Source organism: Micropruina sp. (assembly GCF_047602085.1).
Lineage (GTDB): Bacteria > Actinomycetota > Actinomycetes > Propionibacteriales > Propionibacteriaceae > Micropruina.
This window is the reverse complement of sequence record NZ_JASGID010000005.1, coordinates 270,881-295,158: the sequence shown is the minus strand read 5'-3', so window position 1 is coordinate 295,158 and position 24,278 is coordinate 270,881. Positions and strand designations below refer to the sequence as shown.

Sequence of the window (24,278 nt, the reverse complement as noted above, 5' to 3'; positions counted from 1 at the left end):
TGAGGCATGGTTGACCACCTTGTTCACCTGCGGGGGCTGCTGCCCGGCGCGGGCGATGTGGCCGTCGCCGGGGTGAACCTCGACTCGCGTCACGTACGGGCCGGCGATCTGTACGCCGCACTGCCCGGCGAGCACACCCACGGCGCGCGGTTCGCCGCCGAGGCGGTAGCGCGGGGCGCGGTCGCCGTGCTCACCGACGCCGCCGGACGGGCCCTGGTCGAGGCCGACGTGCCGGTGATCGTGGTCGACGACCCACGCACCGCGCTGGCAGAGGTGGCCGCCGCCGTTCAGGGCCACCCGGCCCGGGTTATGCGCATGTTCGGCATCACCGGCACCAACGGCAAGACCAGCACGATGTTTCTGCTCGAGTCAGCGTTGGTGGCCCTGGGTGAGACGGTCGGCACGGTGGGCACGATCGGTTTTCGCATCGCCGGGCGGCAGTTGGCGCGTTCGCGTTCAACGGTCACCACCCCCGAGGCTCCCGATTTGCAGCAACTGCTGGCCGAACTGCGTGACGAGGGGGCGACCAGCGTGGCGATGGAGGTGTCGTCGCACGCGCTGGCCCTGCAGCGGGTGGCCGGCATCACCTTCGACGTGGCGGCGTTCACCCACCTGGGCCGCGACCATCTGGACTTTCACCACACCATGCAGGCCTATTTCGAGGCCAAGACCCGGTTGTTCCTGGACGGCCGGGCCCGGGCCTGCGTGGTGAACATCGATGGCGAGTGGGGCCGTCGACTGGCTGCTCTGATCGCCGATGCGGGCACGCCGCTGATCACCACCGGCAGCACCGCCGAGGCCGACTTCCGGCTGGTTGACGTCGGCGTGGACGACGAGCAGCGCAGCGTGGTGCGGGTGGTCACCCCGAGCGGCGAATTGGGTTTCACCGTCGGCATTCCGGGCGGTTTCAATGTGCACAACGCCATCACGGCAACGGCCATGCTGAGCGCCGCCGGGCTGGACCTCGCTCGGGGCGTGGCCGGCTTCGCCCGGGCGTCCGTGCCCGGCCGGATGCAGCGGGTGCAGCTCGGCCCGGACGCGCCGCGGGTGATCGTCGACTTCGCGCACACCCCGGAGGCGGTGACCGCCGCGCTGGCGGTGCTGCCGGCGCCGCGGATCGCGGTGCTGGGCGCGGGCGGCGACCGCGACGTCGGCAAGCGCGGCCCGATGGGCGCCGCGGCTGCGGCCAATGCCGAACTGGTGGTGGTCACCGACGACAACCCGCGCTCCGAGGTACCCGAGCTGATCCGGGCCAGCGTGCTCGAGGGTGCCCGTGAGAGCGGCCGGGTCGAGGTTATCGACGGCGGCGACCGCCGCTCGGCGATTGCCCTGGCCCTGAGCCGCGCGACCCCCGACACCTGGGTCGCCGTGCTCGGCAAGGGGCACGAGACCGGCCAGGAGGTGGCTGGGGTGATCAGCCCGTTCGACGACGTGGCTGTGCTGCGGCAGGAATGGCAACGGGTGCGTGGGGGGAGCGGCGACGGTGCGTGAAAGAACCATTCGAGAGGTGGCGGCCCTGGCCGGGGCCGCCACCCCGATCGCCGACGGCACGGCCGGGCCCGACGTGGTGATCGATTCGCGGCTGGCCACGCCGGGCGCGGTCTTCGTCGCGCTGCCCGGCGAGCACGCCGATGGCCACGACTTCGTCGCGGCCGGCCGCCGCCGGGGGAGCGGCGGCCGGCGCTCTGCACTCGCCAGACCGGGGCGGCGCTGGCCCATTTGCTGGTGCCGGACGCCGTCCAGGGGCTCACCGACCTGGCCCGCGGCGTGATCGCCGAGGCGACGGCCGCCGGCCTGTGCTGCATCGGCCTCACCGGGTCGTCGGGCAAGACCAGCACCAAGGACCTGCTGGGCCAGGTGCTGGCCGCGCACGCGCCGACAGTTGCCCCGAAGGGGTCGTTCAACAACGAGATCGGAGTACCGCTCACGGCACTGCGGGTGAACGACGAGACCCGCTACCTGGTAGGCGAGCTGGGGGCCCGCGGCAGCGGCCACATCGCCTGGCTGTGCCGCATCGTGCCACCCGAGGTCGGGCTGGTACTCAACGTCGGCCACGCCCACCTGGGCGAGTTCGGCTCGGTCGAGGGCATCGCGCAGGCCAAGGGTGAACTTGTTGAGGCGTTGCCGCCGCACGGCTGGGCGGTGCTGAACGCCGACGACCCGGTGGTGACCGCCATGGCCTCGCGCACCGTGGCCCGGCAGGCGTTCTTTGCCGTGGAGCGTGAGCCGGCGGCGGGCGAACTGCGGGTCTGGGCCGAGAACCTGAGCGCCGACGCGCTGCAGCGCCACTCGTTCACGCTGCGCGCAGCCGGCACCGGCAATGCGGGTGCCGTCGGGTGCGGCGAGCCGGTCACTCTGCGGGGCTCCGGACGGCATCAGGTCAGCAACGCGCTTGCCGCGGCCGCCGTCGCCCTCGCCCTCGGTCTGCCGGGGCAGTCGGTGGCCGCGGCGTTGAGCGCGGCGGTTGCCCAGTCGTCGTGGCGCATGCAGTTGATGCCGCGCAGCGACGGGGCGCTGGTGGTGAACGATGCCTACAACGCCAACCCCGACTCGATGCGAGTGGCGCTGGTCACCGTCGCGGGCATGCGCCGGGCCGGCGGACGGCTGGTGGCGGTTCTGGGCGACATGCTCGAGCTGGGTGAGGCCGCCCCCGCCGAGCATGAGAGATTGGGTGAGTTGGCCGCCGGGCTGGGCTTTGAGGTGGTCGCGGTGGGGCAACTCGCCGGCGAGATCGCGAGTGGCGTACGCCGGGCGTTTGGCACAGTGACCCGGGTGAACGATGTTCAGGAGGCGGTGGAGGTGGCCGGAGCGAACCTGCAACCCCTCGACGTGGTCGTGGTCAAGGCGTCGCGCGGGCTGGCCCTCGACCGGGTGGCCGACGCGCTGGCCGGGGCGGGGGTGAGCGGCGCATGAGAAGCATTCTGCTGGGCGGCGGGCTGGCCCTGATCGGCACCCTGCTGGGCACCCGGTTCGCCATTCGGGTGCTGGTCAAGAACGGCTACGGCCAGTTCATTCGCGACGACGGCCCGACGGCGCACCACACCAAGCGCGGCACTCCCACCATGGGCGGCATCGTGATCATCGCCGCGGTGATCTTCGGCTACACCGTGGCCCACCTGATCACCTGGTCGCCGCCCACGGCGTCCGGGCTGCTGGTGATCTATCTGGTCACCGGCCTGGGGCTGGTCGGCTTCGCCGACGACTGGACCAAGATCAGCAAGGCCCGCTCGCTGGGCCTGACGAGCGTCGCCAAGCTGGCCGGCCAGGGTGCGGTGGGGTTGTCGTTCGCGATCCTGTCGTTCCAGTTTCCCGACGAGCAGGGCCTCACCCCGGCGAGCGTGGCGATCTCGTTCCTGCGCGACATCAGCTGGTTGCAGTTGGGCCCCTGGCTCGGTGTGGTCTGGTTGATGCTGGTGATCGCGTCCTGGTCGAACGCCGCCAACCTGACCGACGGCCTCGACGGGCTGGCCACCGGCGCCGCGGCCATGGTGTTCGCCGCTTACGCGGTGGTGAACATCTGGCAGAACAACCAGTCGTGCTCGACGACCTCTACCTTCGGCCCGCAGTGCTACTGGGTGCGCGACCCCAGCGACCTGGCGCTGGTTTCGCTGGCCCTGGCCGGAGCCTGTTTCGGCTTTCTGTGGTGGAACGCCAGCCCGGCCAAGATCTTCATGGGCGACACCGGTTCGCTGGCGATCGGCGGCGGTTTCGCGGCGCTGTCGATCTTCACCCGCACCGAGCTGTTGATGCTGATCATCGCCGGGTTGTTCTTGATCATCACGCTGTCGGTGGTGCTGCAGGTGGGCTGGTTCAAACTTTCCAAGGGCAAGCGGCTGTTCAAGATGGCGCCGCTGCAGCACCACTTCGAACTGATCGGCTGGGCCGAGATCACCATCGTGATCAGGTTCTGGATCATCTGCGGCCTGTGCGTCGCGCTCGGCCTGGGCCTGTTCTACGCCGAGTGGACGGTGGCCCAGTGATCGACTGGCTGCCCACCGCCACCCGGCTATCACCCTGGCCGCAGGCCACCGTGGTGGTCGCCGGCCTGGCGGCGTCCGGCTACGCGGCGGCCGACGGGCTGCTCGAACTGGGCGCGACGGTGATCGTGCTCGATGAGGCCGACACGCCGGCCAATCGTGAGAAGGCGGCCCTTCTCGGGGTGCTGGACGCCGAGGTGCGGCTCGGCAGCGGGGCCACGGCGACCTTGCCGAACGACGTCGACCTGGTGATCGCCTCGCCCGGCTGGCGGCCCACCGCGCCGCTGCTGGCCCAGGCCCGGCAACGCGGCATACCGGTGTGGGGCGAGGTCGAGCTGGCCTGGCGGATGATGCAGCCCGACCGGGTGGTGCCCTGGTTGGCCGTCACCGGCACCAACGGTAAGACCACCACGGTCAACATGCTCGAATCGATCCTCACCGCGGCCGGGCTGCGCACCAGCGCGGTCGGCAATGTGGGGCGGCCGATCGTCGAGGCGATTCTCGACGAGGTGCCCTATGACGTGCTGGCAGTGGAGTTGTCGAGCTTTCAACTGCACGCGACCAATTCGCTGCAACTGCACTCCGCGGCCGTGCTCAACCTGCAACCCGACCATTTGGAGTGGTACGCAGACCCGGCTTCGTGGGGCAGCGCCGCCCCCGACGCGATGGCCGCCTATGCGGCCGACAAGGCCAAGATCTTCGAACGCGTCACCCACAGTTGCGTCTACAACGTGGCCGACGAGGCCACCCGGCGGATGGTCGAGGACGCCGAGGTCACCGAGGGCGCCCGGGCCATCGGGTTCACCTTGGGCACGCCGGCGATCTCGATGCTCGGAGTGGTGGACGACCTGCTGGTCGATCGCGCCTTCGTCGCGCAGCGCCGTGACTCGGCAATCGAGATCGCCAAGCTGAGCGACGTGCGGCCCTACGCGCCGCACAACGTCGAGAACGCCCTCGCGGCGGCGGCCCTGGCCCGCTCGTTCGGCGTTCCGGCCACCGCCGTCCGCGACGGGCTGCAGCGGCTTGAGCTGGGCGACCACCGCATTCAGACCATCGCCGTGCGCGACGGCATCACCTGGGTGGACGATTCCAAGGCCACCAACCCGCACGCCGCCGCCTCGTCGCTGCGGGCCTTCGAGTCGGTGGTGTGGGTGGCGGGCGGCCAGGCCAAAGGGACCAGCTTCGACGACCTGGTGCGCGACTTCGCCGGACGGTTGCGGGCGGCGGTGCTGCTGGGGGTCGATCGGCAGGTGATTGCCGAGGCACTCGCCCGACACGCGCCGCAGATCCCCCTCACAGTGATCGATTCGGTCGACACTGGAGCGATGGTGCAGGCGGTGCAGGCCGCACGCGCCTACGCCCGGCCCGGCGATGTCGTGTTGCTCGCGCCGGGCTGTGCCAGTAAAGACATGTTCACCGGCTACGACGCCAGGGGTGTCGCATTCGCCGAAGCGGTGGAGGCGATCACCGGGGCAGACGAGGAGGCCTGAGTTCAGTGGCGATCCTTTCCTCCCCGCTGGATCGAAAGGCCGCACCGAAGAGGACTGCTCGCGGCACCCGCTCGTCGCTGATCGCCGACGCGCTGGCGCACCCCCGGGCCAGCTTCTTTCTGGTGCTGGTGCCCACGGTGCTGCTGTTGTCGCTCGGCATGATGATGGTGCTATCGGCCTCCAGCGTGCTCGGCAGCGTGCGGTTCGGCGACGCCTACTACTTCGTCAAGCGGCAGGTGTTCTTCCTGGCCGTCGGCGGGGCCGCCGCCTTCGTGCTGGCCCGCTGCAACGTGCGCGCGCTGAAGATTCTGGGGTGGGTGCTGGTGGTGGTGGCGCTCGCGCTGCAGATTCTCACCTTCACCCCGCTGGGTTGGGGCGAGGCCAAGGGCAACCGCAACTGGGTGCAGTTCGGAACTTCGTTCTTTCGCATTCAGCCCTCCGAGCTGGCGAAGCTGGCCATCATCGTGTGGGGCGCCGACCTGTTCGCCCGCAAGCAGAAGCTGCTCGAGCAGCCCAAGCACCTGTTGGTGCCGTTCGTGCCGGTCTCGCTGCTGCTGATCAGCCTGGTGGTGCTGCAGCATGACCTCGGCACCGGCATGATCATGGGCGCCATCGTCGTGGCCATGCTGTGGTACGTCGGTGCTTCGTGGCGGATGCTGGCCTCGATCGGCGCTGTGGTGGGCGCCGGCGTGGTGCTGCTGGTGCTCACCTCGATCAACCGAATGGACCGCATTCTCGGCTTCTTCAACGCCGACCACGACACGATGGGCGTCAACCTGCAGCCGCTGCGCGGCGTGTTCGCGCTCGCCTCGGGCGGCTGGTGGGGCCTGGGGCTCGGCGCGTCCCGGCAGAAGTGGGGATCGCTGGCCGAGGCGCACACCGACTACGTATTGGCCATCGTCGGCGAAGAGCTCGGGCTGATCGGCACCCTGGTGGTGCTGTCGTTGTTCCTGGTGCTGGCATACGCCGGCTTCCGCATCGCGCTGCGCTCAGACATCGGGTTCTGCCGTTACCTGGCCGCCGGCGTCACGGTGTGGCTGATGATCCAGGCCCTGGTGAACATCATGGTGGTGCTCAAGATGATCCCGGTGCTGGGTGTCACGCTGCCGCTGCTGAGCTACGGCGGGTCGGGCCTGATGGCCAACCTGGCCGCCATCGGCATGCTGCTGGCCTGCGCCAAGCTTGAACCGGAGGCCCGAAGGCTGGCCGAACGCAAGAAGCGCGCCGGCGGCACCGCGGTCACCGTCGTCGAGTCTCGGCGCGGCTAGGCCGGACCGGAGGAGAACCATGGCCCACGTCGTGCTGGCCGGCGGAGGAACCGCCGGCCACACTTCACCGCTGATCGCGACCGCCGAGCGGATCGCCGAGCAGAACCCGTCCGGAACCCTGGTGGCGGTGGGTACCGCGCGTGGGCTCGAAACCACCGTGGTGCCGGCGGCGGGGCTGCGGCTGGAGCTGATTCCGCCGGTGCCGCTACCGCGCAAGCCCACCCCGGAGCTGCTGGCGGTGCCCTGGCGGCTGATCGACGCGGTGCGCCAGGCCCGGCGCATTCTGCAGGCCGAGGCCGCTCAGGTGGCCGTCGGCTTCGGCGGGTACGTGTCGCTGCCGGTCTACCTGGCGGCCCGCTCGCTGGGCATTCCGGTGGTGATCCACGAGCAGAATGCGCTGCCCGGCCTGGCCAACAAGGTGGCCGCCCGGTTCGCCGCCGTGGTCGGGGTGTCGTTTCCCGACACACCGCTGGCCAATGCCCGATACCTGGGCCTGCCGGTGCGCCGCGGCATCGCCGAGCTGAACGTCGACCAGCGGCGTGGGCCGGCCCGCGCGGCGTTCGGGCTCGACCCCGACCGTCCGACCCTGCTGGTTTCGGGCGGCTCTCAGGGTGCGCAGAGCATCAACCAGGCCACCGCCGGAGCCCGCGACCGCCTGTTGGCCGCGGGCATCCAGGTGCTGCACGTGCTGGGGCCCAAGAACATCACCGAGGCCGACACCGTGCTGACCGACTCGGTCAGCGGTGCCCGCTACGTGCCGCTGGGCTACGTGGACGCGATGGAGGACGCCTACGCCGCGGCTGACCTGATGGTCGGACGGGCCGGCGCCGGCACGGTGATGGAGACCGCGACCGTCGGGCTGCCGGTGGTCTTCGTGCCGCTGCCGCACGGCAACGGCGAGCAGGCCCGCAACGCCGGCTTTCTGGTGGCCGGCGGCGCCGGGCTGTTGATCGACAACGCCGACTTCAGCGCCGATCGGATGGCCACCGAGGTGCTCGGCCTGTTCGCCGATCCGGCCCGGCTGCCGGCCATGCGCGCCGCCACCCGCGATCTGGTGCCCGCCGACGCGGCCGGTCGGCTGGCCACCCTGGTGCTGGCCACGGCGAAGGGGGCCTGAGGTGGGGCTGGTCGAGGCCGTGCCGCTGGAGCCGATCACCGAGCTCGGGGGCGTGCACTTCATCGCCATCGGCGGGGCCGGCATGAGCGGCATCGCCGCGGCCTACGCCGACGCCGGGGTGACGGTCAGCGGCAGCGACCGGGCCGACTCCGCAGCGCTGCGCCAGTTGCAGCAGCGCGGCATCGAGGTGCACGTGGGGCACGATTCGGCCAATCTCGGCGATGCCGGCACGGTGGTGCTGTCGTCGGCGATCCGCGAGGGCAACGTCGAGCTGGCCGCAGCCCGCCGCCGCGGGCTGCGGGTGTGGCACCGCAGCGCCGCCCTGGGTGCCCTGATGCTGGGCCGCCGCGGGGTGGCGATCACCGGAACGCACGGCAAGACCACCACCACCGGGATGACCGCCGAACTGCTCACCGGGGTGGGCGCCGACCCGTCGTACGTGATCGGTTCACCGCTGGCCAGCACTGGCCGCAGTTCGCGCATCGGCGCCGGCGAGGCGTTCGTGGTCGAGGCCGACGAGTCCGACGGCTCGTTTCTGCAGTACCCGGCCGAGGTGGTTGCCGTCACCAACATCGAGGCCGACCATCTCGACAACTGGGGCACCGCCGAGAACTACTTCGCGGGGTTCGTCCGGCTGTGCACCCAGCCGCGGGTGGGCACGGTGGTGCTGTGTGCCGATGACGTCGGCACGCAGGCATTGCGACCGCTGGTCGAGGGCGGCGGACGCCGGGTGGTCACCGTCGGCGAGTCGCCCGGGGCCGATATTCGGCTGACCGATCTGGTGGCCGACCGCCCGGCAGCCCGGGCCACGTTGCATGCCGGCGACGACCAGGGCCCGCTGCAACTGTCGGTGCCCGGCCGTTACAACCTGCAGAATGCCGCGGTCGCCTACGCCGTCGGTCGTGCCCTGGGCCTACCCGGGCCGCAGTTGCGCGCGGCGGCGGAGTCGTTTCGCGGCACCCACCGGCGGTTCAGTTACGTCGGCGAGCTGCGCGGCGCCCGTCTGTACGACGATTACGCCCATCACCCCACCGAGGTGCGGGCACTGCTGGGTGCCGCCCGTCCGATCGCCGGGGCCGGACGCCTGGTGGTCTGCTTTCAGCCGCACCTGTTCAGCCGCACCCGCGACTTCGCCGCCGAATTCGGCGCCGCGCTGGCCCTGGCCGACGAGGTGCTGGTGCTCGACGTGTACCCGGCCCGCGAAGACCCGATACCGGGCGTCACCGGCGAATTGGTGGCACGGGCCGCTCGAGCGAGCGGCGCCACGGTCAGCTACGTCGCCGACCTCGCGGACGCTTCACGGGTGCTGGCCGAGATGCTGCGTCCGGGTGACCTGGCGCTCACCGTTGGTGCCGGTGACGTGACCACCGTCGGGCCCGCGGCATTGCGGCAGGTGGTGGAATGAGCATCATGACGCAGGTCGGCGACGCCACCGGGCGGATCACGCTGCGCCGCCGTCGCGACCGCCGCAAGCGCTGGCTGTGGGTCGGGTTGGCGGCCGGCGTGCTCGCGCTGCTCGCCGGCCTGGGCTGGCTCGTGTTCTGGTCGGACGTGCTGGGCGTGCGCACCATCGACGTGCAGGGCAACCGCATCGTGAACGCCGAGGACGTGCGCCGGCTGGCCGAGGTGCCGAACGGCACTCCGCTGGTGCGGGTCGATCTCGACGGCGTCGCCACCCGGGTGGGTGGGCTGCCCGCCGTCGACCGGGTGACGGTGGCCCGGTCCTGGCCGAACACGATCAGCATTCAGGTCGTCGAACGCACCCCGCTGTTCGCCATCGAGACTCCCGGCGGCTACTGGATCGCCGACGCGCAGGGCGTGATCTTCCAGTCGGCGACGGAGGCTCCCAAGGGTTTGATGGTCGCCAGCGTGGCCGGCAACGACCCCGCTCTGGTGCGCGACCTGGGCACGGTGCTGAGCGCGCTGCCGAGCGAATTGCGTAGCCAAGTGAAGCAGGTGAGCGCCGAGACCGGCGACAGCATCACTGTGTACCTGGCCGGTAGCACCCGGGTCATCTGGGGCAGTGCCGAACAGTCCGACCTGAAGGCGCAGGTGATCGTTGCGCTGCTCAAGCAGAAGGGTTCGACCTACGACGTGTCGGCCCCGTCGAATCCCACAGTTCGATGATTTCAAGCAACCCTGAAGTTGTGGTTGAGGGACGCGCCGAAGACATGGGCTGCGTTGGACGCGGGTGAGCCCCTCTGCGTAGCCTTTGAGCCGACGTCAGGAGTTGCCTTCCCCGGGTCTACACCGCGACTTGAGACTTGTATTCGGCAACCGCATGAGCGGTATTGAGGTAGGAATCTTCGTGGGCAGTGCATCCCAGAACTACTTGGCGGTCATCAAGGTCGTGGGGGTCGGGGGCGGAGGCGTCAACGCCGTCAACCGGATGATCGACTCCGGTCTTCGCGGTGTCGAGTTCATCGCGGTGAACACCGACGCACAGGCGCTGCTGATGAGCGACGCCGACGTGAAGCTCGACATCGGTCGTGACCTCACCCGCGGCCTCGGTGCCGGAGCCGACCCCGACAAGGGGCGTCAGGCGGCCGAAGACCACTCCGACGAGATCGAAGAGGTGCTCAAGGGCGCCGACATGGTCTTCGTCACCGCCGGTGAGGGCGGCGGCACCGGCACCGGCGGCGCACCCGTAGTGGCCCGCATCGCCCGCTCGCTCGGCGCACTGACCATCGGCGTGGTCACCCGTCCGTTCAGCTTCGAGGGCAAGCGCCGGGCCACCCAGGCCGACAACGGCATCACCAGCCTGCGCGAAGAGGTCGACACGCTGATCGTGATTCCCAACGACAAGCTGTTGGAGATGACCGACCACCAGGTGGCGATCCTCGACGCGTTCAAGCAGGCCGACCAGGTGCTGATGCAGGGCGTGTCGGGCATCACCGACCTGATCACCACTCCCGGCCTGATCAACCTCGACTTCGCCGACGTGAAGGCTGTGATGAGCAACGCCGGCTCGGCCTTGATGGGCATCGGCTCGGCCCGTGGCGAAGACCGGGCCCGCGCCGCCGCCGAGATGGCGGTCAGCTCGCCGCTGCTGGAGGCCAGCATCGACGGTGCCCACGGCGTGCTGTTGTCGATCGCGGGTGGCAGCGACCTGGGGCTGTTCGAGGTGTCGGCCGCCGCCAACTTGATCGAGAACGCCGCCCACGAAGACGCCAACATCATCTTCGGCACCGTGATCGACGACGCGCTGGGCGATGAGGTACGGGTCACCGTGATCGCCGCCGGCTTCGACGGCGGGCAGCCGCCGCGGCGCCAGCCTGGCATCACTCGGGCGCCCGACCTGCGGCAGAGCCGTCCGGTCACCGCGCCGCCGGTCACTCAGCCGACGTTCAGCCGTCCGGAGCCCACCCCCGCGCCCGAGCCGGTCGCCCGGCCCCAGGAGCAGGTTCAGGAACGTCCGGCCGCTCCTTACGCGCCGCGCCCGGCCGCGCCCGACGACGACCTCGACGTGCCGGAGTTCCTGAAGTAGTCATGTACCGGTTTCACCGCGACCCCGGCGCCGACGGCGTCGGGGTCGCGTTTTCGGACGCCACCGCCCCGGACGGGTCGCTGCTCAGCCTGGGCGGTGCGCACGGGGCCGCCGGCCGGGCTCCCGGACTGGCGGTCATCGAGGCCGACCTCGGGGTGCCGCTGGTCGTGGTGCGCCAGGTGCACGGGGTGCGGGTGGCCGACGCCGACACCACGTCGCCGGCCGAGTTGGCCCACACCGAGGCCGACGCTCTGGTGGCAACCCGTCGGAGCATTGCCCTGGCGGTGCGGGTGGCCGACTGCGTGCCGGTGCTGCTGGCCGACTCCGCCGCTGGCGTGATCGGCGCCGCACACGCCGGCCGGGTGGGGCTGGCCACCGGGGTGCTGCAGGCCACCGTCGCCGCGCTGCGGGCCAAGGGAGCCGGCGCCATCACCGCCTGGATCGGCCCGCACGTGTGCGGCGCCTGCTATGAGGTGCCACCGGCCTTGGCCGAGCAGGTCGGCCAGCAGGTTCCGGGCACCCGCTCGACCACGTCGTGGGGCACGCCGGCGCTCGATCTGGGCGCCGGGGCGTCCCGGGTGCTGCGGGGCCTGGGCGTCACCGTGATCGACGTCTCGGCGTGCACGCTGGAAAACCCGGGGCTGCATTCCTACCGGCGCGACGGGGCGGCGTCGGGACGTCAGGCCGGCATCATCTGGCGCACCGGTGCGTGTCGAAATCGGGTCGCCGGGTGACCGCCTGCCACCATGGGTACGTTGCAGGTGGTACCGCTGGATTGACGAGGGGTTAGAAATGGCTGACGCACTGAAGAAGGCCGCCGTGTGGTTGGGGCTGGTGTCCGACAACAACTATGCCCAGTCCGAGTACGGCGCCGACGACGTCACCCAGCAGGTGCCGCGCGACGACGATCGTGAGCAGGCCCACGGCCAACAACACGGTGCGCCGGCCTTTGCTCCGGCCGCTCCGGTGCCCGCAGCGACCGTCACCGAGCTCGAGTCGCGCCGTCCGGTCGCCCCTGCGCCGCGCACCGCCGACATCAGCCGGATCATCACCGTGCACCCGCGCACCTACAACGAGGCCCGCACCATCGGCGAGAACTTCCGCGACGGCGTGCCGGTGATCATGAACCTCAGCGACATGGAAGACGTGGACGCCAAGCGTCTGGTCGATTTCGCCGCGGGCCTGATTTTCGGACTGCGTGGCAGTATTGAACGCATCACCAGCAAGGTGTTCCTGCTCTCGCCGCAGAACGTGAATGTGACGGCCGAAGACAAGGAACGCATCGCCGGAGGGTTCTACAACCAGAGTTGAGCCTGGCCGCCGCGGCCGAGGCTCCCTCACGCGAAGGAGTACCGTGCAGTTGGTCGGGGTGATTCTGTGGTACGTGCTGTGGGCGTTCCTCACCGTTCTCATGGTGCGTGCGGTGTTGTCGTTCATTCCGCTGTTCGTGCGCGGCTGGCAGCCACGTGGCCTGATGCTGGTGATCGCCGAGTTCGTGTACACCTTGACCGACCCGCCGCTGCGGTTCATGCGCAAGATCCTTCCGCCGGTGCGAATCGGGTCGACCAGTTGGGATCTGGGCTTTCTGGTGCTGTTTTTGGGGTTGTCGTTCGTGCAGCGAATGATTCCCTACGTGTTCGCCTGAACGGTGTTCCGGCGTGGCTGGCCCAGCTTTGGCGTGGCGCAGTCGAACCGGCTAGCCTCGGCGTTGGCCCTTTCCGTCTTTCCGTGAGGTGAAGCATGACCTTGTCGCTCGAGCAGGTACGTCAGACCCGATTCCATCTGGCCCGCCGCAACGGCTACGAGCCGGTTGACGTCGACAACTTCGTCGACAAGGTCGAGGTGACGCTGCAGCAACTGGGCGACGAGAACGAGACCCTCAAGAAGCAGGTGGACGCGCTGACCACCGCCGGTGAGGGCGGCGAGCCGGCCCAACCACTGGATTCCGGTGCCACCGACGAATTGCGCCGCCAGCTCGACGAGTCGCACTTCGAGGTGGAGCGGCTGCGCGGCGAACTGGAGGCTCGGGGCAACGAGCTGACCGGAGTCCGGGGCGAACTCGACTCTGCGCGCTCGGCGCTGGCCGAGGGCGATAAGACCGGCGCGGTCGAGAAGCTGCAGGGCGAACTCGACCAGGTGCGCGGTGAACTCGACCAGGTGCGCGGTGAACTGGCCGGCCGTGACCAGCGGATCGCCGAGCTCGAGGGCCAGTTGTCGGCGGCCCAGGGTGAGCTGCAGACAGCGCAGGCGGCCGTGGAGGAGCGCACCAGCAAGGTCGAGAACATCGTGGTGACCGCGGCTGCCGATGCGGCCCCAGCCGTCACCAAGCTGCTGCAGATGGCCACCGAGCAGGCCGAACGCTTGGTCACCGAGGCCGAGGAAGATGCGCAGCGGATCACCGGCGAGGCAGGTGCTCGTGCCGACGCGGCCGTCGAACAGGCATCCAGCCAGGCTCACGAGACGCTCAGCGGAGCCCGCTCGCGCGCCGAAGAGATCGAGACCCAGGCGCGTAGCGCAGCCGACGCGTTGACCAGTGAGGTGCAGGCGAAGGCCGAGGCGTTGCAGTCCGAGATCGGTCAGCGCCGTGCCGAGTTGCTCACCGTGCTCGAGACCGAGCGTGACGACCTACGCGCCAAGGTCGACCAGCTGCGGTCGTTCGAGGATCGCTACCGCCAGAGCTTGTCGTCGCAGCTCAAGGCGCACCTCGATTCGCTGGCCGGCAACGCCCAGCCCGAGGACGTTCCGGACGTGCTCGGCGAGCCGGCGGGCACGTCGGCCACCCCTCGGCTGGACGCGCTGCTCGACGACCAGAACTGACCCCGGGTCGGCGGCTTGAGTGGTCGTGGTCATAGCAGGCTCGGTGTAGCCGGGCTTTGCACTTCGACAGTTGCCCGCCGGGTGGTACTGTCTGCGCTCGAACACGACATAAGGAGCACCTCCATGCCTACGGCTCGCAACGCGAACCGGGTTTCTGACCAGTCCCCGACCATTCCGGTGGCCGAGGGCGAAGATCCCTGGACGACCGAAGAACTCGCCGAGGTGCGTGCGGAACTCACCGGTGAGGTGGCTCGGCTCGAACGTGCCATCGCCGTGGCCGAGGCGGGGTTGAAAGACCTCTTCTCCGACGGCAGTGAGGGCGCCGGACGCGACCCGGCCGACGTCGGTTCGTCGAACTTCGAGCGGGACCAAGAGATGTCGCTGGCACAGAATGCCCGCGAGATGCTCGACCAGGCGCAACTGGCGCTGCGGCTGTTCGAGTCGGGGGACTACGGAACCTGCGAGTCGTGCGGTCAGCCGATCGGCAAAGACCGGCTGCAGGTGTTCCCGCGGGCGACCCTGTGCATGCCGTGCAAGCAGCGGGAGGAACGGCGATAGCCGGCGCGCAGCCACGTTACGGCCTCTGGGCGCTGCTGTTGGGCGCGCTCGGATTCGCCGCCGACTTCGCCACCAAACAGTGGGCCTTGGCCCATCTCGACCCCACGTCCCCGATCCAGTTGATCGAGGGCCAGCTCTACCTGCACCTGATCGGCAACCCTGGAGCGGCCTTCAGCATGGGCGAGAGCTTCACCGTGGTGCTCACCTGCCTGGCGATTGCGGCTACCGGTTTTCTGCTGTTCTGGATGGTGCCGCGGGTGCGGCACCCCGGCTGGGCGGTGGCCACCGGCCTGTTGATCGCGGGTGTCTCGGGCAACCTGTGCGACCGGCTCACTCGTGAACCCGGCCCGTTTCACGGCCACGTGATCGACTTTCTGCAGGTGCCATGGTTCGCGGTGTTCAACGTGGCCGACATCTGGATCACCTTCGCCGCCGTCGCCGTGATCTGGCTGACCATGATCACTCAGGTGAACCTGGCCGGTGTGCGGGTCGCGCGTGCGGGTCGCGACTCGTCCGGGCAGCGCGAGTCGTCCGGGCAGCGCGAGTCGTCCGGGCGGGGGGCCGACGACATCGGCCCGACGGCGACGTGAGCGTCCACCTGGTGCCGGACGGGCTGGCCGGCGAACGCGTCGACACCGCCGCGGCCCGCATGACGGGCCTGTCGCGCAGCCGCATCGACGAACTGATCGGCCAGGGGCTGGTGCAACTCGACGGACGCACCGTGAGCAAGTCCGCCCGGGTCGGCGGCGGCGAACTGCTCGAGGTGAGCTTGCCCGAGCGCCCGGTGGGCGTGCCGGTGGTGCCTCGCGAGGTGGCCGGGGTGCGCATCGTGCACGACGACGCCGACATCGTGGTGGTCGACAAGCCCGCCGGAGTGGCCGCACACCCCTCCCTGGGCTGGGACGGGCCCTCGGTCACCGAGCACCTAGCGGCGGCCGGGTTTCGCATCTCGACCTCGGGGGCGCCTGAGCGGCAGGGCGTGGTGCAGCGTCTCGACGTGGGTACCTCGGGGCTGATGGTGGTGGCCAAGAGCGAACGCGCCTACACGTTGCTGAAACGCGCCTTTCGCGACCGCACGGTCGACAAGGTGTACCACGCGCTGGTGCAGGGCTTTCCCGACCCGCACGTCGGCACGATCGACGCCCCTATCGCCCGGCACCCGGGCCACGACTGGAAGATGGCGATCATCGACGGCGGGCGACACAGCGTCACCCACTACGACACCGTGGAGGTGTTCCGGGGCGTCACCCTGCTGGAGGTGCATCTGGAGACCGGGCGCACCCATCAGATCCGGGTGCACACCCAGGCGATCGGTCACCCGTGCGTGGGTGATCCGCTGTATGGCGGCGACCCGACCCTGGCTGCCCGGCTCGGGCTGCGGCGGCAGTGGCTGCACGCGGTCGAGCTCGGCTTCGAACACCCCGGCAATAGTGAGCCGGTCCGGTTCACCTCGCCCTACCCGGACGATCTGCAGCACGCGCTCGACCTCGTCGGGCGAAGCTGACCGCCGGGCACGGGGTCCGTGCCGGGTCGAAACCGCTGGGCATCGTTGTCGAGGTGGGCCGCGTTGTCGAGGTGGGGCCGCGTTGTCGAGGTGGGGCCGGCGGGATCGGGGGTCGACCAGGTGCCGATGCGTCGGCCGATGAGTCTGCACGGGCAATGTCATCGTGTGGTGGCGGTCTATGCATCGTGACGAAACTTCTTCGTCACCCGGATTGGGTAGGGTGATGGTGTGCGTAGAGCAAAGATTGTGGCAACGCTGGGTCCGTCTACCGACACCCTCGAGAAGGTGATCGAACTGATCGAAGCGGGCGTGAACGTGGCTCGCCTCAACATGTCGCACGGCGACCACCGCGACCATATGCGGCGGCTGAAGCTGGTGCGCGACGCGTCCTATCAGGTCGGACGCCCCGTCGGGGTGTTCGCCGACCTGCAGGGGCCCAAGATTCGGCTCACCCGCTTCGAGAACGATTCGGCGGTGCTGGTGCCTGGGCAACAGTTCATCATCACCACCGACGAGGTGTTGGGCACCGCCGAACGTGCCGGCACCACGCTGAAGACCCTGACCGACGACGTGAAGCCCGGCGACCAGATTCTGATCGACGACGGCAAGCTGCACCTGCGGGCCACCGAGGTCACCGACAACGAGGTGATCACCGAGGTGATCGTGGGTGGCCGGGTGTCGAACAACAAGGGCATCAACCTGCCGGGCGTCGCGGTTTCGGTGCCCGCGCTCAGCGAGAAGGACGAGATCGACCTGGCTTGGGCGCTGCGGCACGGCGTCGACATGGTGGCGCTGTCGTTCGTGCGCAGCGCGTCCGACTACGACCGGGTGCGCGAGATCATGGACGCCGAAGACCGCCACGTGCCGGTGATCGCCAAGATCGAGAAGCCGCAGGCGGTGGCCAACCTGCAAGAGATCGTCGACACCTTCGACGCGATCATGGTGGCGCGCGGTGATCTCGGTGTCGAACTACCGCCCGAGCAGGTGCCGTCGGTGCAGAAGATGATCATCGAGAGCGCCCGCAAGTGGGCCAAGCCGGTGATCGTGGCCACCCAGATGCTCGAGTCGATGATCAGCGCGCCACAGCCCACCCGCGCCGAGACGTCCGATGTGGCGAATGCCATTCTCGACGGTGCCGACGCGGTGATGTTGTCGGGTGAGACCGCGATGGGTGAGTACCCGACCGAAGCGGTGCAGGTGATGTCGCGGATCATCAACTACACCGAGGAACAGGGTCTCGACAACATTCGGGGCATCGATTGGGATCCGCACACCCACTCGGGTGTCATCTCGAAGTCCGCGGTCGATATCGCCACCCGAGTTGGTGCCAAATACCTGGTGGCCTTCACCGTCTCGGGCGACACCCCGCACCGGCTGGCCCGGCTGCGCAGCGAGATTCCGATCATGGCCTTCACCCCCAAGCCGCGCACTGCGCAGGAACTCACCCTGTGCTGGGGGGTGCAGTCGTACGTGACGCCCGAGTTCAGCACCACCGAGGCGATGATTCAGTCGGTGCAGGACGGGTTGATGGGCACCGGCTGGGTTAAGCCGGGCGACTTTATCGTGATCGTGTCGGGCAACCCGGCGCGCACCGGTGGTCAGACCAACGCCATTCGCATCTACGAACTGCACGCGTAACCCGAAGACGCGGTTGAACCAAAAGGAACCGTCCCCTGAATCATCGGGGACGGTTCCTTTTGGTTCAACCGCACGCACCAACTCGGCTTCGGCATGCTCTGGCTGGGCATCGGCATCGTGCTGGTCGGGGTGGCGTGGTTCGGTGTGTCTACGCTGCGCCCGGAGCGGCCAGCTCAGCGAATCCGCTGGCCGAGACGCAGCGTGAGCAACTCGGGGTCGGCGTCGTCCGCCACCTCCGACACCGGCCACAGTGCGGCGTCGATGGTCTGGCCGGCCGCGGTGCGGTAGCCGCTGATCGACAGCACCAGGTCTGCATCGGCGGACGTGGCGAGCAACTCGCCGGCAACTTCGATGCCGTCGCTGAAGGCCAGCCGTACGTCCGCCGGACCCAGCGGTAGGGCGACAGCGGCACGGGGCACGCTCAACCGGACGCCGCGGAACAGGTGGCTGTACGACGAGGTCAGCGGCAATGGCCCGGCGCTCATCGAGGCTCAAGCCGCAGTGCCCGGCTGACGTTGAGCTGGGTCGACAACTCCTGCTCGACGAGCCGGTGGTTCGGGCGGTAGTCCGCGCTCAGGATGGCGTTGCACAGAGGTTTGTGCACGGCATCGGCCGCGATCGTGAAGGTCGATTGCTTGGCCAACGGGGTCTCCTTCGGCGAGTAGACCGGGCAGCATGCAACGTGCCGAAAGAGCCGCGACCCGTGGCGGGAGTCGCCGAGGGGGCGACGAACCAGTGCCGAGGAGGGGAGTCGAACCCCTATGCCCTTGCGGGCAGACGGGTTTGAGCCGTCCGCGTATGCCATTCCGCCACCCCGGCTGGGGCTCTACGATCATGCCACATTCTGGTTGGCCGTGCTTGTCGGAGTAAGGTACGTCCTGTGCCGCAGCCGTTGGCTACCCGACCCACGACAGAAGAGTGCAGACAATGACGTCCGAAGCCGTAGCCACGTCCGGCAGAGCCCGAGTCCTGGTCGCCGAAGATGAGGCGTTGATTCGCCTCGACCTGGTCGAACTGCTGATCGGCGAGGGCTACGAGGTGGTGGGCGAGGCCGGCGACGGCGAGCAGGCCCTGTCGATGGCTCGTGAACTCGAACCCGATCTGGTCGTGATGGACGTCAAGATGCCCAAGATGGACGGCATCTCAGCGGCGTCGGTGATCGCGGAGGAGCGCATCGCGCCCGTGGTGATGCTGACCGCGTTCTCGCAGCGCGAACTGGTCGAACGCGCGCGGGAGGCCGGCGCGATGGCCTACGTGGTGAAGCCGTTCGACGCATCGGACGTGGTGCCGGCCATCGAGCTGGCCATGGCCCGGTACGCGGAACTGCGGGCTGTGGAGGAAGAGGTCGAAGACCTTCAGGAGCGGTTCGAGTCGCGCAAGCTGGTCGAGCAGGCCAAGGGGCTGCTGATGGAGGGGCTGGGGCTGTCGGAGCCGGAGGCGTTCCGCTGGATTCAGAAGACCGCCATGGACCTGCGCAAGTCGATGCGCGAGGTGGCCGAGGGGGTGATCGACCACTCGAAGGCCGGCAAGAAGCCAAAGCGCTAGGGGAGCCCTGATTTCTCGCGGGTCGAGCTTGTCGAGACCTCAAACAGAGTGCTCTCCCTAGGGAATCAGCGTTTCCGCGGCACTTTCGTGACCGCTCGGTCGTCCGGGCCTCGCCCGGGAGCCTGAGCAACTGAGATTTGGAACTGCGCCGGTCCCGCCGCATCGTCGGTGGGGCCGGCGCATCGGCATGTCCGGGCCGGGCGGACCAGGCAGGCCGCACGGCGCCGCCGGTACTTCGGGTCAGCGGCGCTCGACAGTGCCGACGAGCACCGTCGCGTGGAGATCGTCGTCGGTGTGCACCGTTGGGCTGAGCCCGCGGCCGTTGAATAATGCGGTGGCCACCCCCACCTGGCCGGCAGCCACCTCGATCAGCAGTCGCCCGCCGGGAGCCAGCCAGTCACCCGCCTCGGCGGCGATCCGGCGGTGCACCTCCAGCCCGTCGTGGCCGCCGTCCAGCGCCATCCGAGGCTCGTGGTCGCGGGCCTCGGATGGCATCAGCGCGATCGCCTCGGACGGTACGTAGGGCGCGTTGGCCACTATCACCTCGACCCGTCCGCGCAGGTCGTCGGGCAGTGCCGACCACAGGTCGCCGCAGTACACCCTCGCCTCGGGCAGGTTGGCTCGCGCGACCTCGACCGCCACCGGGTCGAGATCGCAGGCGTGTAGGTCGATGCCCGCAACCCGTCGTTGCAGGGCGGCGCCCAGGGCGCCGCTGCCGCAGCACAGATCCACCGCCACCGCACCGGCAGACAGCCCCTCGGCCGCGAGCCGCACCAAGAGTTGGGAGCGGCGCCGGGGCACGAACACGCCCGGACGCACGCTGATCCGGAGGCCGTCGAACGCGGCCCAGCCCAGCACCTGCTCCAACGGCTCACCGACCACCCGGCGGGCCAGCAGTTCGTCGAGCGGCCCAGGAGCGGCCAGCAGCAGCCCGGCCTCCTCCTCGGCGAACACGCAGCCCGCCGCTCGCAGCGCGGCGACCAGTTGGTCAGGTGTCACGGCGGCTCGGACGCTGCAGGGCACAGGTCACCCGGGCGGTGCACAGCCGCTCGCCGGCGTCGTTGCTGAGCACCACCTCCCAGGTGCCCAGCCGGCCGCCCACGAACAGTGCGGTGGCGACGCCGTTCACCCACCCGTCGCGGATTGAGCGGTGGTGGGTGGCGTTGATGTCGATGCCGAAGACCACCCCGCTCGGGCCGACCTCGGCGAAGGCCGACAGTGAGGCCAGGGTCTCGGCCAGCACGCAGGACGCCCCGCCGTGCCAGTACCCGAAAGGCTGGGTGTTGCCCTGCACGGGCATCCGGCCCACGGTGCGGGTGGCCGACACCTCGATCAGCTCCAGGCCCATCTTGTGGTCCAGCGCACTGGGCGCGAAGGCGGCCCATTCGGGAAGACTCATGGGGGTCACGATTCCACATCGGCCGGGGCGTGCGGCAAGGGCCGATCATCGATAGTGGGCCCGCGCCCCGGCCCTGCGCGCCCGGTGCAGCGGCCGGCAACCCCGTCACGATTTGTCGGTGTGCTCCGCTAATCTCGCTGGGGTGAGTGACGAGCCGGGCACACTGCTGCTGATCGACGGCCATTCGGTGGCCTACCGGGCGTTCTTCGCCCTGCCAGTTGAGAATTTCTCGACCACCACGGGCCAGCACACGAACGCCGTTTACGGCTTCACCTCGATGCTGATCAATGTGCTGCGCGACGAGCAGCCCACCCATCTGGCGGTGGCCTTCGACGTGTCGCGGCAAACCTTCCGCAGCAACCTGTACAGCGACTACAAGGCGAATCGCTCCACATCGCCGCAGGAGTTCACTGGCCAGGTCGCACTGATCAAAGAGGTGCTCGACGCGCTCAACGTCACCCACGTCGAGCTGGACGGGTTCGAGGCCGACGACATCATCGGCACGCTGGCCACCCAGGCCGAGGGGTTGGGCATGAAGGTGCTGATCTGCACCGGTGATCGCGACGCGTTTCAACTGGTCACCGACCAGGTCACAGTGCTGTACCCGCGCCGGGGGGTCAGTGATCTGGCCCGGATGACCCCCGAGGCAGTGCTGGAACGCTACTTCGTGCCCCCGGCCAGGTACCCGGAGCTGGCGGCGCTGGTGGGGGAGACGTCCGACAACCTGCCCGGGGTGCCCGGGGTCGGCCCCAAGACGGCGTCCAAGTGGATCGAGGCCTACGACGGGCTTGAGAACGTGGTGCGGCGGGCGGCCGAGATTCCCGGCAAGGCGGGCGAGTCGTTCCGCAGCCACCTCGACGACGTGGTGCGCAATCGTGAGTTGAACGCGCTGGTGCGCGATCTCGGGCTGCCGGTGGCGGTGGCCGACCTGGCGCGCCGCGACTGGAACCGCGAGGCGGTGCACACGTTGTTCGACGGGCTCGAGTTCCGGGTGCTGCGTGACCGGCTGATCGAGACCCTGCCCGCCGAACAGGCCGGCCCGACCGGGGGTTTCGAAGTGGTCGGCGACACGCTCGCACCCGGCGCGCTGGCTGACTGGCTGGCAGCCCACGGGCAGGGTGAACTCACCGGCGTCGACGTCTCGGGTCACTGGCGCGCCGGCTCCGGTGACGTCACCGGGCTGGCGCTCGCAGCCGCCGACGGGGCCGCCTGCTGGCTGGACGTCACCACGTTGACCCCTCCGGACGACAACGCCCTGGCCGCGTGGCTGGCCGACGAATCGGTCGCCAAGGCACTGCACGACGCCAAGGGGCCGCTGCTGGCGATCTGGGACCGCGGCTGGCAACTGAACGGCCTGGCCTGCGACACCCAACTGGCCGCCTACCTGTTGCGTCCCGATCAGCGCGTCTACGACCTGGGTGACCTGACCGCCCGGCATCTCCAGCGCGAGCTGAGCGCCGAGGCGCCCGCCGCGCAGCCGTCCGACCAGTTGGCGTTCGACTTCGACGATCCAGACCTGGGCCAGGACGCGATGATCCGGGCCCGGGCGGTGATCGACCTCGCGGTCGCGCTGGAGGCTGAACTCGACGAACGCGGCGAGGGGTCGCTGCTGGCCGATGTCGAGCTACCACTGCTGCGCACCTTGGCGGTGATGGAGCGCAACGGGATCGCTGTCGACGCCGACTACCTCGACGGGCTGCACCGCGACTTCGACACCGCCGTGCGCACGGCCGAGAGCGACGCTTTCGCGGTGTTGGGGCGTCCGATCAACCTGGGTTCGCCCAAACAGTTGCAGGAGGTGCTGTTCGACGAACTCGGCATGCCCAAGACGCGGCGCACCAAGACCGGCTACACCACCGACGCCGAGTCGCTCGAAGGTCTGTTCGCCAAGACCGAGCACCCGTTCCTGGCCCACCTGCTGCGCCACCGCGACCAGATTCGGCTGCGGCAGACCGTGGAAGGCCTGCAGAAGTCCATCGCCGACGACGGCCGGGTGCACACCACCTACATTCAGACCATCGCCGCCACCGGACGGCTCAGTTCGACCGACCCGAACCTGCAGAACATTCCGATCCGCACCGAAGCGGGGCGGCGCATTCGTCGTGCCTTCGTGGTCGGGCCGGGCTACGAAACGCTGATGACCGCTGACTACAGCCAGATCGAGATGCGCATCATGGCGCATGCATCCGGCGACGTCGGGTTGATCGAGGCGTTCCATTCGGGTGAGGACTTTCACACCGTGATGGCGGCCCGGGTGTTCGGCGTCGCGCCCGACGAGGTCGACACCGGCATGCGGGCCCGGATCAAGGCGATGAACTACGGCCTGGCCTACGGGCTGAGCGCGTTCGGCCTCTCCCAGCAGCTCACGATCACCCGCTCCGAGGCCCAGGGGCTGATGGAGGAGTATTTCGAGCGCTTCGGCAACGTCCGCGATTACCTGCACGACATCGTCCGGACGGCCGCCAAGACCGGCTACACCGAAACCCTGCTGGGCCGGCGGCGCTACCTGCCCGACCTGACCTCGTCGAACCGGCAACGCCGTGAGATGGCCGAGCGGATGGCGCTGAACGCACCCATTCAGGGCTCGGCGGCCGACATCATCAAGGTGGCGATGCTCGATGTCGAGTCGGCGCTGGCCGGGCAGGGCCTGCGCTCACGGATGCTGCTGCAGGTGCACGACGAACTGGTCTTCGAAATCGCCCCCGGTGAGGCTGACACGATGGACGCCCTGGTGCGCGAAAAGATGGGCCACGCCGTCGAGCTGACCGTGCCGTTGGAGGTTTCGGTCGGTATCGGCCGGTCCTGGCACGAGGCGGCGCACTGATCCTTGGTCAGCTCGTGGGGGTGGCCTCGGCCACGTCCGGCGTTGAGCCGCTGGTACCGGTGGGGTGCCGGTCAGCGCAGGGTCGCCAGCACCTCGGTGCGTTCCGCGCCGTCCTGGGTCCAGGTGCCGGTGAGCGTGCCCAGCGGCTGGGCGGTGTGGACGTGGCTGCCGTCCAGTACGCGCACCAGCCGAACGGCCTCCATCGAGGCGTTCGAGACCACGGTGATGCCGCTGCCACGCACCGTCATCGACTTCTCGCCGCGCGACAGCTCCGCCTCGTTGTCGGCCTCGTGGATCACCCGGATCAACTCGGCGACGTAGATCGGGTCGGAGGTCGCGTCGTAGCAGTACCGGGTACCCAGCGCGCCGTGCTCCAAGGTTCCGACCAGGATGGCGAAATCGTCGTCCAGCGGCTCGTCGCGGTAGGTGAGCGGCACCTGGTAGGTGGCGCCGGCCGACGAGACCAGCAGCGTCTCGATGCCCACCTCGCCGTCCGGGTCGACGAAGCGGTAGGCGGCTACCCGGTGCAGGTCGTCGCCGGTCCCTTCGAACCATGACTGGTTCGGTAGCCAGTCGGCCAGCAGCTCCAGCTTGGTGGGCTTCAGTTCGACGTCGTGAATCGTTGCGGTGCCGGTCATCGGTCTCTCCTCCGGT

At 69.4% G+C, this 24,278-nt stretch carries 22 protein-coding genes, 1 tRNA gene and 2 pseudogenes; 19 read left to right on the top strand and 6 right to left on the bottom strand.

Annotation, left to right across the window (positions count from 1 at the left end; translation table 11 throughout):
- Positions 1-6: 6 nt before the first annotated feature.
- From QM721_RS10295 to pyk, 17 genes and pseudogenes are all read left to right on the top strand, one after another.
- Positions 7-1,491 (top strand): UDP-N-acetylmuramoyl-L-alanyl-D-glutamate--2,6-diaminopimelate ligase, encoded by a 1,485-nt coding sequence (locus tag QM721_RS10295; RefSeq protein ID WP_415121590.1) that lies wholly within the window; start codon positions 7-9, stop codon positions 1,489-1,491.
- Positions 1,484-2,913 (top strand): annotated as a pseudogene (locus QM721_RS10290) (UDP-N-acetylmuramoyl-tripeptide--D-alanyl-D-alanine ligase). Before QM721_RS10295 ends, QM721_RS10290 begins: the two are co-directional and overlap by 8 nt.
- Complete coding sequence (gene mraY, locus QM721_RS10285; RefSeq protein ID WP_415121588.1) at positions 2,910-3,980, top strand: phospho-N-acetylmuramoyl-pentapeptide-transferase; 1,071 nt, start codon at positions 2,910-2,912, stop codon at positions 3,978-3,980. The pseudogene QM721_RS10290 and the gene mraY overlap by 4 nt, the downstream one beginning before the upstream one ends.
- Entirely contained in the window at positions 3,977-5,467 is a 1,491-nt protein-coding gene (murD, locus tag QM721_RS10280) for a UDP-N-acetylmuramoyl-L-alanine--D-glutamate ligase (RefSeq protein ID WP_415121582.1), read from the top strand. The genes mraY and murD overlap by 4 nt, the downstream gene beginning before the upstream one ends.
- Before the next feature lie 5 nt (positions 5,468-5,472).
- Positions 5,473-6,735 (top strand): putative lipid II flippase FtsW, encoded by a 1,263-nt coding sequence (ftsW, locus tag QM721_RS10275; RefSeq protein ID WP_415121580.1) that lies wholly within the window; start codon positions 5,473-5,475, stop codon positions 6,733-6,735.
- 19 nt (positions 6,736-6,754) lie between these two features.
- Positions 6,755-7,852: an undecaprenyldiphospho-muramoylpentapeptide beta-N-acetylglucosaminyltransferase gene (gene murG / locus QM721_RS10270; protein WP_415121578.1), complete on the top strand. Its 1,098-nt coding sequence runs from the start codon at positions 6,755-6,757 to the stop codon at positions 7,850-7,852.
- 1 nt (position 7,853) lies between these two features.
- Positions 7,854-9,257 carry a UDP-N-acetylmuramate--L-alanine ligase gene (gene murC, locus QM721_RS10265; protein ID WP_415121576.1) on the top strand — a complete coding sequence of 468 codons (1,404 nt, stop codon included), beginning with the start codon at positions 7,854-7,856 and terminating at the stop codon, positions 9,255-9,257.
- Positions 9,254-9,979, top strand: a complete 726-nt coding sequence (locus tag QM721_RS10260; protein WP_415121574.1) for a cell division protein FtsQ/DivIB — start codon at positions 9,254-9,256, stop codon at positions 9,977-9,979. The genes murC and QM721_RS10260 overlap by 4 nt, the downstream gene beginning before the upstream one ends.
- 181 nt (positions 9,980-10,160) lie before the next feature.
- Positions 10,161-11,142, top strand: a pseudogene (gene ftsZ, locus QM721_RS10255) (cell division protein FtsZ); the annotation flags it as partial.
- A 199-nt stretch (positions 11,143-11,341) separates the two neighbouring features.
- Entirely contained in the window at positions 11,342-12,073 is a 732-nt protein-coding gene (locus QM721_RS10250) for a polyphenol oxidase family protein (RefSeq protein ID WP_415121572.1), read from the top strand.
- Positions 12,074-12,131: 58 nt separating this feature from the next.
- Positions 12,132-12,650 (top strand): cell division protein SepF, encoded by a 519-nt coding sequence (locus tag QM721_RS10245; protein WP_415121570.1) that lies wholly within the window; start codon positions 12,132-12,134, stop codon positions 12,648-12,650.
- 43 nt (positions 12,651-12,693) lie between these two features.
- Positions 12,694-12,984, top strand: a complete 291-nt coding sequence (locus QM721_RS10240) for a YggT family protein (RefSeq protein WP_415121568.1) — start codon at positions 12,694-12,696, stop codon at positions 12,982-12,984.
- Positions 12,985-13,079: 95 nt separating this feature from the next.
- Entirely contained in the window at positions 13,080-14,156 is a 1,077-nt protein-coding gene (locus tag QM721_RS10235; protein ID WP_415121566.1) for a DivIVA domain-containing protein, read from the top strand.
- Between the two features lie 123 nt (positions 14,157-14,279).
- Positions 14,280-14,714: a TraR/DksA family transcriptional regulator gene (locus tag QM721_RS10230; RefSeq protein WP_415121564.1), complete on the top strand. Its 435-nt coding sequence runs from the start codon at positions 14,280-14,282 to the stop codon at positions 14,712-14,714.
- Positions 14,687-15,304 carry a signal peptidase II gene (locus QM721_RS10225; protein WP_415121562.1) on the top strand — a complete coding sequence of 206 codons (618 nt, stop codon included), beginning with the start codon at positions 14,687-14,689 and terminating at the stop codon, positions 15,302-15,304. Before QM721_RS10230 ends, QM721_RS10225 begins: the two co-directional genes overlap by 28 nt.
- The gene (locus QM721_RS10220) at positions 15,301-16,218 is read left to right on the top strand and encodes an RluA family pseudouridine synthase (protein ID WP_415121560.1); all 918 of its coding nucleotides are present in this window, start codon (positions 15,301-15,303) and stop codon (positions 16,216-16,218) included. The genes QM721_RS10225 and QM721_RS10220 overlap by 4 nt, the downstream gene beginning before the upstream one ends.
- 228 nt (positions 16,219-16,446) lie before the next feature.
- On the top strand, positions 16,447-17,856 hold the full coding sequence (pyk, locus tag QM721_RS10215; protein WP_415121558.1) for a pyruvate kinase: 1,410 nt from the start codon (positions 16,447-16,449) through the stop codon (positions 17,854-17,856).
- 173 nt (positions 17,857-18,029) lie between these two features.
- Here pyk and QM721_RS10210 read toward each other — a convergent pair whose 3' ends face one another.
- From QM721_RS10210 to QM721_RS10200, 3 genes are all read right to left on the bottom strand, one after another.
- Positions 18,030-18,341, bottom strand: a complete 312-nt coding sequence (locus QM721_RS10210; protein WP_415121556.1) for a hypothetical protein — start codon at positions 18,339-18,341, stop codon at positions 18,030-18,032.
- A complete protein-coding gene (locus QM721_RS10205; RefSeq protein ID WP_415121554.1) occupies positions 18,338-18,499 on the bottom strand; it encodes a hypothetical protein in 162 nt (53 codons plus the stop codon). The genes QM721_RS10210 and QM721_RS10205 overlap by 4 nt, the downstream gene beginning before the upstream one ends.
- A 93-nt stretch (positions 18,500-18,592) precedes the next feature.
- Positions 18,593-18,675 (bottom strand) — tRNA-Leu (locus QM721_RS10200).
- A gap of 108 nt (positions 18,676-18,783) precedes the next feature.
- On the opposite strand from QM721_RS10200, the gene QM721_RS10195 reads away from it, so the two are divergent.
- On the top strand, positions 18,784-19,401 hold the full coding sequence (locus QM721_RS10195; RefSeq protein ID WP_415121552.1) for an ANTAR domain-containing response regulator: 618 nt from the start codon (positions 18,784-18,786) through the stop codon (positions 19,399-19,401).
- A 240-nt stretch (positions 19,402-19,641) separates the two neighbouring features.
- Here QM721_RS10195 and QM721_RS10190 read toward each other — a convergent pair whose 3' ends face one another.
- Positions 19,642-20,400: a putative protein N(5)-glutamine methyltransferase gene (locus tag QM721_RS10190; RefSeq protein ID WP_415121550.1), complete on the bottom strand. Its 759-nt coding sequence runs from the start codon at positions 20,398-20,400 to the stop codon at positions 19,642-19,644.
- On the bottom strand, positions 20,390-20,800 hold the full coding sequence (locus tag QM721_RS10185) for a PaaI family thioesterase (RefSeq protein WP_415121548.1): 411 nt from the start codon (positions 20,798-20,800) through the stop codon (positions 20,390-20,392). The genes QM721_RS10190 and QM721_RS10185 overlap by 11 nt, the downstream gene beginning before the upstream one ends.
- 142 nt (positions 20,801-20,942) lie before the next feature.
- Between QM721_RS10185 and polA the strand changes: the two genes are divergently transcribed.
- Entirely contained in the window at positions 20,943-23,624 is a 2,682-nt protein-coding gene (gene polA / locus QM721_RS10180; RefSeq protein ID WP_415121546.1) for a DNA polymerase I, read from the top strand.
- Positions 23,625-23,695: 71 nt separating this feature from the next.
- Here polA and QM721_RS10175 read toward each other — a convergent pair whose 3' ends face one another.
- Positions 23,696-24,262, bottom strand: coding sequence for a maltokinase N-terminal cap-like domain-containing protein (locus QM721_RS10175; RefSeq protein ID WP_415121545.1), 567 nt, complete (start codon positions 24,260-24,262; stop codon positions 23,696-23,698).
- Positions 24,263-24,278 lie beyond the last annotated feature (16 nt).

Bases quoted from the DNA above. Each gene is read 5' to 3' on its own strand.
- QM721_RS10295 (WP_415121590.1), top strand. From the start codon at position 7: ATGGTTGACCACCTTGTTCACCTGCGGGGGCTGCTGCCCGGCGCGGGC.
- mraY (WP_415121588.1), top strand. From the start codon at position 2,910: ATGAGAAGCATTCTGCTGGGCGGCGGGCTGGCCCTGATCGGCACCCTG.
- murG (WP_415121578.1), top strand. From the start codon at position 6,755: ATGGCCCACGTCGTGCTGGCCGGCGGAGGAACCGCCGGCCACACTTCA.
- QM721_RS10260 (WP_415121574.1), top strand. From the start codon at position 9,254: ATGAGCATCATGACGCAGGTCGGCGACGCCACCGGGCGGATCACGCTG.
- QM721_RS10250 (WP_415121572.1), top strand. From the start codon at position 11,342: ATGTACCGGTTTCACCGCGACCCCGGCGCCGACGGCGTCGGGGTCGCG.
- QM721_RS10245 (WP_415121570.1), top strand. From the start codon at position 12,132: ATGGCTGACGCACTGAAGAAGGCCGCCGTGTGGTTGGGGCTGGTGTCC.
- QM721_RS10235 (WP_415121566.1), top strand. From the start codon at position 13,080: ATGACCTTGTCGCTCGAGCAGGTACGTCAGACCCGATTCCATCTGGCC.
- QM721_RS10230 (WP_415121564.1), top strand. From the start codon at position 14,280: ATGCCTACGGCTCGCAACGCGAACCGGGTTTCTGACCAGTCCCCGACC.
- QM721_RS10210 (WP_415121556.1), bottom strand. From the start codon at position 18,341: ATGAGCGCCGGGCCATTGCCGCTGACCTCGTCGTACAGCCACCTGTTC.
- QM721_RS10195 (WP_415121552.1), top strand. From the start codon at position 18,784: ATGACGTCCGAAGCCGTAGCCACGTCCGGCAGAGCCCGAGTCCTGGTC.
- QM721_RS10185 (WP_415121548.1), bottom strand. From the start codon at position 20,800: ATGAGTCTTCCCGAATGGGCCGCCTTCGCGCCCAGTGCGCTGGACCAC.
- QM721_RS10175 (WP_415121545.1), bottom strand. From the start codon at position 24,262: ATGACCGGCACCGCAACGATTCACGACGTCGAACTGAAGCCCACCAAG.